Below are 10,694 nucleotides of genomic sequence, written 5' to 3' on the forward strand. Positions count from 1 at the left end.
TTCCGCAACCGTTTCGCGCCTAACTACCCCGCTCCCACGGCGCCGCGACCGGGAAGTACGCCTCCAGGAACTCGGCCAGGAGGGCGTCGACCTCGTCGGCGTCGACGGCGAAGTCGTGGTGGTCGCCGACGCAGAAGAAGTCGTTGTCGCGCGCCCGCAGCTGGCGCAGCTGGCGCTCGATCCGGGCGTTCGCCAGGTCGACGAACGCGTGGGCGGCCGCGCCGCGGAACGCGGTGCCGGTGACCAGGCCGTAGTGCTGGGCGAGGGACGACAGCAGCGAGACGTCGCCGGCGGACCGGAACGGCGCACGGGCGGTGGCGCCGACGGCCGCCCCGAACCGCGCCTCGATCTCACGCAGCACCGAGACCCGATGGGGGTGCGGGGAGTGCGCCATCACGTGGGTGATGGTGACGCCGAACGCCTCCTGCAGCAGCCGTCGGTTGTTGAGCGCGGCCTGGAGGAACGGCTTGGCGTCGGGACCGGGCTCGCCGATGAGCCCGTCGCTCACGAACGCGGCGACGTCGCCGCCCGGGGAGAAGAAGAGCTCGGGGCGCACCGGACGGCCGAGGAACACGTCGTCGTTGAGGTAGACGAAGTGCTCGGCGAGGTCGGGCACCCGGTGCAGGGCGGTCTCGATGGCCTGGGAGCTGAAGGTGGGCAGCGCGTCCTCGGGGAGGATGTCGCGGTGGTCGACCACCCGCACCTTGGGGTGGTCGGCCAGCCACGTGGGACGCTGGCCGGCGGTGACGAGGTGGATGGTGCGCACCCACGGCGCGAACAGGTCCACGCTGCGCATCGAGTGGCGCAGCTCGTCGCGGCTGCGGAACCGGGCGCGCCCGCTCGACTCCCGCCGGGCGTGGTCGCTCCCCACCTCGCCCAGCCGTGCCTCGCGGGCGGCGTTCCAGGCGTCGTCGTCGCCGTCGACCCACGTGTAGACCACGTCGACGGGGAACCGGCACTCATCGACGCTCGCCCCGGTGACCAGCGAGTACGACGGCACCTCGCGCTCCAGCACGCGCACGGTGGTGTCGGGCGGGCCGGCCCGCTGCACGTGGGCGTTGCGGCGTGGCGCGACGAGGGTGCCGTCCCCGGCGGGGTCCCAGAACTCGATCTCGACCCCGCAGTGCTCGCCGAGGTGCGTGCGCCGCCCGCCCTCGCCGCGCGGCCAGGGCTCCAGCACGAGCCGGGGCGTCATGGCGCGGCGCTCCCGGGCGACCATCTCGGGAACCGGAAGCCGGCGCTCGGGCCAGCCACGGTCGCCGGGGTCGCGCAGGGAGAGGTGCTCGGGTGCCTGCAGCGCCTCCAGGAAGGGGGTACGTCGCGTGGCCGGCACGACCACGGTGGGCACGAACCGCTCGTGCTCGGGGATCACGAACCAGCCCGGGCCGGCTGCCTCGGCAGCCCGGACCACGGTCGCGAAGGCGCTCGCCCGCGCCTGCTCCGGCGTGCCGGGCGAGGCGGGCGAGACGGTGCCGCCCCGCTCGCGGGTGTGCGGGTGCGGCCACCGGGGGGCGGGCTCGCCGGATGCGTGCCGGGCCACGGCCTGCCGGAGGATCGGCTCCCAGCGGGCGGCCACGGCGTCGGCGTCGTACTGCAGGGACGACCGGTGGGCGCCCTCGCCCAGCCGGCGCAGCAGGGTCTCGTCGCCGGTGATGCGGGAGAGGGCGGCGGTGAGGCCCGCCTTGGCGCCCGCGGCGACCAGCAGCCCGCTGACGTCGTGCTCGACCAGCTCGCGCGGGCCCGAGGGGCAGTCGTAGGTCACCGCGGGCACGCCCGCCGACATGGCCTCCTGGATGACCAGCGGAAGGCCCTCCGTGCGGGAGGTGAGGGCGCAGACCGACGCGGCGGCCCACTCGGCGGCCATGTCGCTGACCGCACCGGGCAGCTCGACCCGGTCGGCGAGGCCGGCCTTCGCGGCGTACGCCGCCAGCTCGCCCCGCAGCGGCCCCTCACCGAGGATGCGCAGCCGCCAGCCAGGCCGGGCGTCGGCGATCTCGGCGAAGGCGCGCACCAGGTGGATGAACTGCTTCTCGGCCACGATGCGACCGGCCGAGACGATGATGCGCGAGTCGAGCGCGGACCGTGGCTGCGGGGTCTGCGGCAGCGGGTTGGGCATGACGACGAGCTGGGGGGCGACCGGCCCCAGCTCGTGCGCCAGCCACGTGGCCGCCGACTCGGTGAGCAGCGCGACGGTGTCGGCGCGAGGGGCGAAGGCGAGCAGCGGCTCCATGCCGCCGACACGGTCGGCCGAGGAGCGGTGCTCCTGGTGGACCACGGCGACGTCCGCCGGGGCGAGCTGGACCGCGAGCGACAGCAGGGCGGGAGTGACGGTGACCAGGACGTCGGCCTCGAGCCGCGGCAGGTGCTCGCGCAGCACGGCGTCCATGTCGGCGTCGAACTGGCCGTCCCACCGGGCGGGCACGAGCGCGGAGGGGCGGGGGCCGGGCTGCCCGTCGGAGCGGCTGCGCACGTCGAGGAGGTGGTCGACCGCCACACCTGCGTCGATCGGGTAGTGCGGGGCGTCGGCCGAGCGCGTCACGCTGACCAGCCGCACCCGGTGCCCGCGCCGGGACAGCGCGTTGCCCTGGGTGATCGCCGAGCGGGAGGTGCCGCCCATGCCGTCGAGGTTGAGGACGAGGAAGGCGACGCTCAGCTGCCCGCGGCGGGCTCCGGGGCGCCGCAGGCGGGGGACGACCCTCACAGTCCGGTGACGCCCTCGCCGCCGCCGGCCTGCTCGTCGAAGTTCTCGTGCTCCAGCAGGTGCAGGATCGGCACGCCCAGCCTGCGGCGGGCGCGGGAGGTCCAGTCGACGTGGAAGAACTCGGCCACGACGTGGGGCCGGGTCAGGATGATCGCCTCGTTGCCGTCGACCTCGCCCACCTTGTCGACCAGCGCCTCGACGGGGGACTTGCTCACCACCTCGCCGGTCGCGGCCGCCCCCGAGGCGGCCAGTGACGCCAGCGTGGCCGCGAGGTCCTCGTCGGCGCGGTCCTTGCAGTCCTGACGCACGGCGTCGACGTCGACCTCGCCCGGCGCCATCGCGGGCGACGCCATCACCTCGCCGGCGGCCAGCGACCCCATGGCGGCCTCGACGCGGGCGGAGGCGTCCTCCAGCGGCAGCAGCACGTGGTAGGTCACCGGCTCGTCGAGCCCCTCGTGCAGTGAGTGCACCTGGGCGGCGTCGGCGGGGGTCAGGGCCTGCTCCACCAGCAGGACGACGGCATAGGTCTCACTCATCGTGCGCCACCTTTCGTGTCGGCGCCCAGCACCCTACCGAGGTCGTAGGACACCGGCTCCTCCAACTGCTCGTAGCCGCACGAGCGAGGGTCCCGATCGGCGCGCCAGCGCTTGAACTGGGCCGTGTGCCGGAACCGTCGGCCCTCCATGTGGTCGTACTTCACCTCGAGCACGAGGTCGGGCCGCAACGGGGTGAAGGAGAGGTCCTTGCCGGCGCTCCACCGGCTCTGGGTGCCGGGCACCCGGTCGGGGTTGGCGGTCAGGAACTCCTGCCAGCGGCCCCACGGGTGCTCCTGGATCGGGCACACCAGCGGCTGCAGCTCCTCGATCAGCGACGCCCGCCGGGCCGCGGTGAAGCTGGCGCTGACGCCGACGTGCTGGAGCTCTCCGTCGTCGTACAGGCCGAGCAGCAGGCTGCCGAGCAGCGGCCTCTCGGGCGTCGAGGTCTTGTGTTCCCGATAGCCGGCGACCACGACGTCGGCGGTCCGCTCGTGCTTGACCTTCAGCATCGTGCGGACGTTCTGGGAGTACGGCGCGGCGAGCGGCTTGGCGATGACCCCGTCCAGCCCGGCGCCCTCGAACTCGGTGAACCACTCCGTCGCCTCGGCCGGGTCGGTGGTCGTGCGGGTGAGGTAGCAGGGGCCCGCGAGGCCGGCGAGGGCCGACTCCAGGGCGGCCCGGCGCTCAGAGAACGGCCGGTCGAGGTACGACTCGTCGCCCAGGGCGAGCAGGTCGAAGGCCACGAAGCCGGCGGGCGTCTCCCGCGCCAGCATGTCGACCCGCGACGTGGCCGGGTGGATCCGCTCCTGCAGCCTCTCGAACTCAAGCCGCTCCCCACCGCCGGGGGTGCTCAGCGCGACGAAGATCTCGCCGTCGAGCACGCAGCGCTCGGGCAGCTGCTCCCTCACCGCCGCCACCAGGTCGGGGAAGTAGCGGGTGAGCGGCTTGGTGTTGCGGCTGGCCAGCTCCACCTCGTCGCCGTCGCGGAAGACCAGGCAGCGGAAGCCGTCCCACTTGGGCTCGAAGCTGTGGCCGCCGTCGGTCGGCACGCCCTTGACCGGCTTGGCGAGCATCGGCTGGACGGGCGGCATGACGGGCAGGTCCATGCGCTGAACCGTAGCGCCGTTCGTCGCCTGCGGTGGAGCGCCTGCCACGCCGCTCTGGGACGATCGTCGGGTGGCCATCGACTTCGCGAGCTCCGAACGCGACACCCTCGGCGTGGAGTGGGAGATGGCCCTCGTCGACCGGCAGACCCGCGACCTGGTCAACGCCGCCGACCCCGTCTTCGAGATCTACCTCGCCCGGCACGGGGAGAACCCGCACCTGCACCGGGAGCTGCTGCGCAACAGCATCGAGCTGACCACCCGGATCTGCGGCAACAGCGGGGAGGCGATCGAGGACCTGCGCGGCCTCGTCGACCAGGTGCGCCCGATCGCCCGCGAGCTGGGCGCCGACCTGTACGCCGCCGGCACCCACCCCTTCGCGGAGTGGTCGGAGCAGCAGCTCACGCCGGGCCACCGCTACGAGGAGCTGATCTCGCGCACCCAGTGGTGGGGGCGCCAGATGCTGATCTGGGGCGTGCACGTGCACGTGGGGGTGCGCCGCGAGCACGTCGTGCCCATCGTCTCGGCCATGCTCAACCACTACCCCCACCTGCTGGCGCTCTCCTGCTCCTCGCCGGCGTGGTCGGGGCTCGACACCAGCTACGCCAGCACCCGGGCGATGATGTTCCAGCAGCTGCCGACCGCGGGGCTGCCGTTCCAGTTCGAGCGCTGGGACCAGTTCGAGGCGTACGCAGGCGACCTGCTGAAGACCGGCGTCATCGAGGACGTCACCGAGATCCGCTGGGACGTCCGCCCCGCCGCGCACCTGGGCACCGTCGAGGTGCGCATCAGCGACTGCGTCTCGACGTACGACGAGATGCGGGCCCTGGTCGCGCTCACGCACTGCATCGTCGCCGACCTCGGCGACCGCCTCGACGCCGGCGAGACCCTGCCCACGATGCCGCCCTGGCACGTGCAGGAGAACAAGTGGCGGGCCGCCCGCTACGGCCTGGACGCCTGGATCATCCTCGACGACCGGTCCAACGAGCGGCTGCTCCTCGACGACCTCACCGACCTCCTCGAGCGCCTCGCCCCCGTGGCCCGGCGGCTGGGGTGCGAGGCCGACCTGGCCCTGGTGGAGGAGATCCCGCGCCGCGGCGCGTCGTACCAGCGGCAGCGGCGGATCGCCGAGGCCACCGGCTCCGACTGGGTGGCGGTGGTGGACTCGGTGGTGGCGGACCTGCAGTGACGGGGGGTTGGGATCCCCGGATATCCGGGGATCGCCTCGGTTCGTACCCGTTGCAACGGGTACGAACCGCGAGGCACCAGTGCCAAGCTCGCCGGGGACCGCGGGTTCGACCCTTCCCCGGTTGGTCTGCCGGGTGTGGTTGCCCCGCCGAGGCGGGGCCTTAGGGTTGGGCCGACCATTCCCCGGTTGGTCTGCCGGCAGGGCCCGCCTGACTTTGAATCAGGACTAGCGACGTAGGTTCGACTCCTACCCGGGGAGCACGGTGCGCGGCGACGCGCGAAGGCACGGGGAAGGCGGGAGCATGGAGAACCTCACGGTCATCGTCCTGGCGGCCGGCGGGGGCACCCGCATGCGGTCCAAGACGATGAAGGTGCTGCACCCGGTCGGCGGGCGCTCCATGGTCGGCCACGTGCTGACCGCCGTCCGGGCGATGGAGCCGCAGCGGATCGTGGCGGTCGTCGGCAACCAGCGCGAGCAGGTCGGCGCCCACATCCAGGAGCTCGTGCCGCACGCGCTGCTCGCGGTGCAGGAGAAGCAGGAGGGTACGGCGCACGCCGTCCGGGTGGCGCTGGAAGCGGCCGGGCCCACCACCGGCACGGTCATCGTCGCCGCCGGCGACACCCCCCTGCTCGAGGGGGAGAGCCTGCGCGCCTTCGCCGCCGAGCACGAGGCGGCCCAGCGCGCCGTCAGCATCCTGACCGGGCTGTTGGCGGAGCCGTTCGGCTACGGCCGTATTGTCCGCACCGCCGAGGGCGACGTCGAGGCGATCGTGGAGGAGAAGGACGCCACCGACGAGCAGCGCGCGATCCGCGAGATCAGCTCGGGGATCCTCGCCTTCGACGCCGAGTTCCTCACCGAGGCGCTCGGCCGCATCGGCAACGACAACGCCAAGGGCGAGTACTACCTCACCGACACGGTGCGGATCGCCCGCGAGGCCGGCCTCACCGTCGGCGCGCACACCATCACCGACGTGACGCAGACCGAGGGCGCCAACGACCGCGTCCAGCTGGCCCACCTCGGCCGGCTGCTCAACGACCGCATCGTCACGCGGTGGATGCGCGAAGGCGTCACGGTGATGGACCCCGCCACCACCTGGATCGACGCCGACGTGGTGCTCGGCCAGGACGCCACGATCCTGCCGGGCACCCAGCTCCTCGGGGCCACGGTCGTCGGCGAGGACGCCGTCGTGGGGCCCGACACGACGCTCAAGGACTGCGAGGTCGGCGCCGGCGCCCGGGTCGTGCGCACCCACGCGGAGCTCGCCGTGATCGGCGAGGGCGCCACGGTGGGCCCGTTCTCGTTCCTGCGGCCCGGCACCCGGCTCGGCGCCGAGGGCAAGATCGGCACCTTCGTCGAGACCAAGAACGCCGTGATCGGCGTCGGCGCCAAGGTGCCGCACCTCTCCTACGTCGGGGACGCCGAGATCGGCGAGGGCACCAACATCGGGGCCGGCACGATCTTCGCCAACTACGACGGGGTCGCGAAGCACCGCACCACCGTGGGCAGGCACGCCCGGACCGGGTCCAACAACACGTTCGTGGCGCCCGTGACCATCGGCGACGGCGCCGGGACCGCCGGCGGCACCGTCGTGCGCCGCGACGTGCCCCCCGGGGCGCTGGCGGTCAGCAGCGGCCCCCAGCGCAACATCGAGGACTGGGCCGAGCGCAAGCGACCGGGCACGCCGCAGGCGGCTGCGGCGGCGGGTCGACCGGCGGGTGAACGGCAGGTGGACCCCGGGGTTGGGACTCCGCCCTCCGGTGAGACACAATCCTGAGCGGCACTCTCACCCCCGAACGAGGAGCCAGGCACCGTGAGCGGAATGAAGCGGACCACCGAGAAGAACCTCATGGTCTTCAGCGGTCGGGCACACCCCGACCTCGCGGCGGAGGTGTCGGACCTCCTGGGCAGCGGGCTGGTCCCGCAGTCGGCCTACGAGTTCGCCAACTCCGAGATCTACATCCGCTACGAGGAGTCGGTGCGCGGCTGCGACGCCTTCGTGATCCAGAGCCACACGGCTCCGATCAACGAGTGGATCATGGAGCACCTGATCATGGTCGACGCCCTCAAGCGCGCGTCCGCCAAGCGCATCACCGTCGTGATGCCGTTCTACGGCTACGCCCGCCAGGACAAGAAGCACCGCGGCCGCGAGCCGATCTCTGCCCGCCTGATGGCCGACCTCTTCAAGACCGCCGGCGCCGACCGGCTGATCACCGTCGACCTCCACGCCGACCAGATCCAGGGGTTCTTCGACGGCCCCGTCGACCACCTGATGGCGCTGCCGATCCTGGCCGACTACGTCCGCGAGAAGTACGGCGACCAGCGGCTCGCCGTCGTGTCGCCGGACGCCGGCCGGATCAAGGTGGCCGAGCGCTGGTCGGCCCGCCTGGGCGGCGCCCCGCTGGCGTTCATCCACAAGACCCGCCGCACCGACCGTCCCAACGAGTCCGTGGCCAACCGCGTCGTCGGCGAGGTCAGCGGCCGCATGTGCGTGCTGGTCGACGACATGATCGACACCGGCGGCACGATCGTGAAGGCCACCGAGGCGCTGATGGCCGAGGGAGCCGCCGGCGTGGTCCTCGCCGTCACCCACCCCATCCTCTCGGGCCCCGCGGTCGACCGGCTCAAGAACAGCTCGGCCACCGAGGTCATCGTGATGAACACGCTGCCCCTCTCCGACGAGCAGATGTTCGACAACCTCACCTGCCTCTCGATCGCGCCGCTGCTGGCGCGCGCGATCCGCGAGGTGTTCGAGGACGGCTCCGTGACCAGCATGTTCGACGGTCACGCCTGAGCGTCACGCCGAGGAACGAGGCGGGACGCGTCCAGGCGGGAGATCGAGCAAGCCCCGCGGGCGAGCCCGCGAGCCCGCGGCGGGCGCGTCGAGATCCGCGGGGGGTGGAACGAGGCGGGACGCGTCCGGGCGGGAGATCGAGCGAGCCCCGCGGGCGAGCCGGCGGGCGCGTCGGGATCCGCGGGGGTGGAGGGAGATCCGCGGCGGTGGAACGAGGCGGGACGCGTGCACCGAGCGGCGTCACCCCCGCAGGGCCAGGGCCACGTCGAGGTCGTCGATCCGGTCGCTCCAGGTGCGCGCCAGCACCGTCGTGACGCCCTCCTCCACCCGGGCCGCCAGTGCGTCGCGCAGCGCGGTGAGGTCGGCGGTCTCGAGCGGCAGGAACGGGAAGGCGTTGCCCACGACCTGGCTGTAGGCCTGGCCGCGGCGCTCGGCGACGGCCGGCGCCTCGGCGACGTACCGCTGGAGGTACGGCGCGACCAGCTCGGCCTGACCGCGGGCCCAGAAGCCCGACGAGGTGGCCGTGAACTCGCGGTTGGACGGCTCCCCGGCGTACATCTCGGCCCAGGCCGCCGCCTTCGCCTCCGTCGTCGGCACGGCCGCCCGGGCGGCGCGTGCACCCAGCCGGCCGGAGGCCGAGGGGTCGGCGGCTAGCTCGCTCTCGACGAGCGCGGGGTCGGCGCCCAGGGCGACCAGCCGGCGTACGACGAGCCAGCGCAGGTCGCGGTCGAGCTCGCGGCCGTCGGGGCTGCCGGAGGCGAGCCACTCGTGAAGCAGCTCGGGGTCGGTCGTGGTGCGGGCGAGCCCGCGCACCGCCGCGATGGCCAGGGCCGGGTCGGGGGATCCGGCCAGCGCGAGCGTGCACGCCGCGGCCACCACCTCCTCGGCCGCGGCGAGCTCGCCGGGGGCCAGCAGTGGGGTGACCACGGTGTCGAGGGTGAGCCCGAGCACCCCCTCGAAGACCATGGGGTGCCGCTCCGCGGCGAGGTGCCGGGCGACCAGGCGCAGGAGGTCGCCGGTCGCCAGGGAGCCGGCGCGGGTCGAGGACACCGCGCCCCACCAGGTCACCGCGCGGGTGAGCGGGTCGTCGACGGCGGAGAGGTGAGCCTGCACGAACGCCGCCGACTGCTCGTCGAGCTCGATCGCCGCGAAGGTCTCGTCCCCGGCGTTCGGCAGCACCGCGAGGCCGGCGTACTCCGCGAGCTCGACGGGATCGGGACCGAGGTCGACCAGGCGGCTCCCGGCCGGCGCGCCGCTGTCGTCGTACGCCGCGACGGTGAAGCGGTGCACGCGCGTCCCCTCGCACCGGAGCACGGGCACGTCACCGCGGCGGCTCACCCGGATCGTGTCGAAGCCGGTCGCGCGCAGCCACTGCTCGGCCCAGGTGCGGACGTCGCGGTCGGAGACGGCGTCCAGGGCGGAGAGGAAGTCGTCGAGCGTGGCGTTGCCGAAGGCGTGCGCCGTCAGGTAGGCGTTGGCGCCGGCGAGGAACGCGTCCTCGCCGAGCCAGGTCACGAGCTGGCGCAGCACGGCGTTGCCCTTGGCGTAGGTGATCATGTCGAAGTTGCCGAAGGCGGTGTCCACGTCGACCATCGACTCGGCGTCCTCGGCCACCGGGTGGGTGGACCGCCGCGCGTCGGCGCGGTAGCCGGTGGTCTTGCGGCCCAGCGCCACGCAGGCCCAGGCGTCGGGCTCGCCGGCCCGCCGGGCGGCCACCTGGTAGCCCATGTAGTCGGCGAACGACTCGTTGAGCCAGGAGTCCTCCCACCACACGAAGGTGGCGAGGTCGCCGAACCACATGTGCGCCATCTCGTGCGCGATCACGCTGGCGCGGGACAGGCGCTGCATCGGGGTCGGCTCACCCCGGAAGAGCAGCTCGTCGCGGAAGGTGACGGCGCCGGGCGTCTCCAGCGCTCCCCAGTTGTGCTCGGGCACCAGCACCTGGTCGTAGGAGTCGAAGGCGTACGGCGGCGAGAAGGTCTGCGTGTAGTGGTCGAAGCACGCCTCGGTGATCGAGCGCAGCAGCTCGGCGTCGCGGTCGAGCTGCGGGGCGAGGGAGCGCCGGGCGTGCCAGCCGAAGGGCAGTCCGGCGTGCTCCCACGTGACGGAGTGCCAGGGGCCGGCGCAGACGACGAAGAGGTACGTCGAGACCGGCGGGGTGGTCGTGAAGGTCCACCGGCCGCCCTCGGCGGTGCCCACGCCGTTGCCGACGACGGTCCAGCCCTCGGGAGCCGTCACCGACACCGCGAGCGGCGCCTTGAGGTCCGGCTGGTCGAAGCAGGCGAAGACGTGGTGGGCGATGTCCATGCCGAGGTACGCCGAGACGTAGGACTCTCCGTCGGCGGGGTCGGTGAAGGTGTGCATGCCGTCGCCG

The 10,694-nt window shown here is 73.4% G+C and carries 7 protein-coding genes and 1 tRNA gene; 4 read left to right on the plus strand and 4 right to left on the minus strand.

Features of this window, described 5'->3' with window-relative positions; all coding sequences use genetic code 11:
* Positions 1–19: 19 nt before the first annotated feature.
* Genes QZX64_RS08525 through QZX64_RS08535 form a run of 3 tightly spaced genes read right to left on the minus strand, consistent with a single transcriptional unit; the run spans position 20 to position 4,343 of the window.
* Positions 20–2,701 (minus strand): stealth conserved region 3 domain-containing protein, encoded by a 2,682-nt coding sequence (locus QZX64_RS08525; RefSeq protein WP_295658379.1) that lies wholly within the window; start codon positions 2,699–2,701, stop codon positions 20–22.
* Positions 2,698–3,237, minus strand: a complete 540-nt coding sequence (locus QZX64_RS08530; protein WP_295658380.1) for a hypothetical protein — start codon at positions 3,235–3,237, stop codon at positions 2,698–2,700. The genes QZX64_RS08525 and QZX64_RS08530 overlap by 4 nt, the downstream gene beginning before the upstream one ends.
* Entirely contained in the window at positions 3,234–4,343 is a 1,110-nt protein-coding gene (locus QZX64_RS08535) for an ATP-dependent DNA ligase (protein WP_295658382.1), read from the minus strand. The genes QZX64_RS08530 and QZX64_RS08535 overlap by 4 nt, the downstream gene beginning before the upstream one ends.
* Positions 4,344–4,413: 70 nt before the next feature.
* Between QZX64_RS08535 and QZX64_RS08540 the strand changes: the two genes are divergently transcribed.
* From QZX64_RS08540 to QZX64_RS08555, 4 genes are all read left to right on the plus strand, one after another.
* Entirely contained in the window at positions 4,414–5,529 is a 1,116-nt protein-coding gene (locus QZX64_RS08540) for a glutamate--cysteine ligase (RefSeq protein ID WP_295658384.1), read from the plus strand.
* A 179-nt stretch (positions 5,530–5,708) separates the two neighbouring features.
* Positions 5,709–5,787: transfer RNA gene (locus QZX64_RS08545), tRNA-Gln, on the plus strand.
* A 43-nt stretch (positions 5,788–5,830) separates the two neighbouring features.
* A complete protein-coding gene (glmU, locus tag QZX64_RS08550; protein WP_295658386.1) occupies positions 5,831–7,303 on the plus strand; it encodes a bifunctional UDP-N-acetylglucosamine diphosphorylase/glucosamine-1-phosphate N-acetyltransferase GlmU in 1,473 nt (490 codons plus the stop codon).
* Between the two features lie 45 nt (positions 7,304–7,348).
* Positions 7,349–8,320 carry a ribose-phosphate diphosphokinase gene (locus QZX64_RS08555; RefSeq protein ID WP_366558533.1) on the plus strand — a complete coding sequence of 324 codons (972 nt, stop codon included), beginning with the start codon at positions 7,349–7,351 and terminating at the stop codon, positions 8,318–8,320.
* Between the two features lie 240 nt (positions 8,321–8,560).
* Here the strand turns inward: QZX64_RS08555 and pepN are convergent.
* On the minus strand, positions 8,561–10,694 hold a 2,134-nt coding region (gene pepN, locus QZX64_RS08560; protein ID WP_295658389.1), incomplete at its 5' end, for an aminopeptidase N.

The sequence above is a fragment of the uncultured Nocardioides sp. genome, from assembly GCF_902805925.1.
Lineage (GTDB): Bacteria > Actinomycetota > Actinomycetes > Propionibacteriales > Nocardioidaceae > Nocardioides.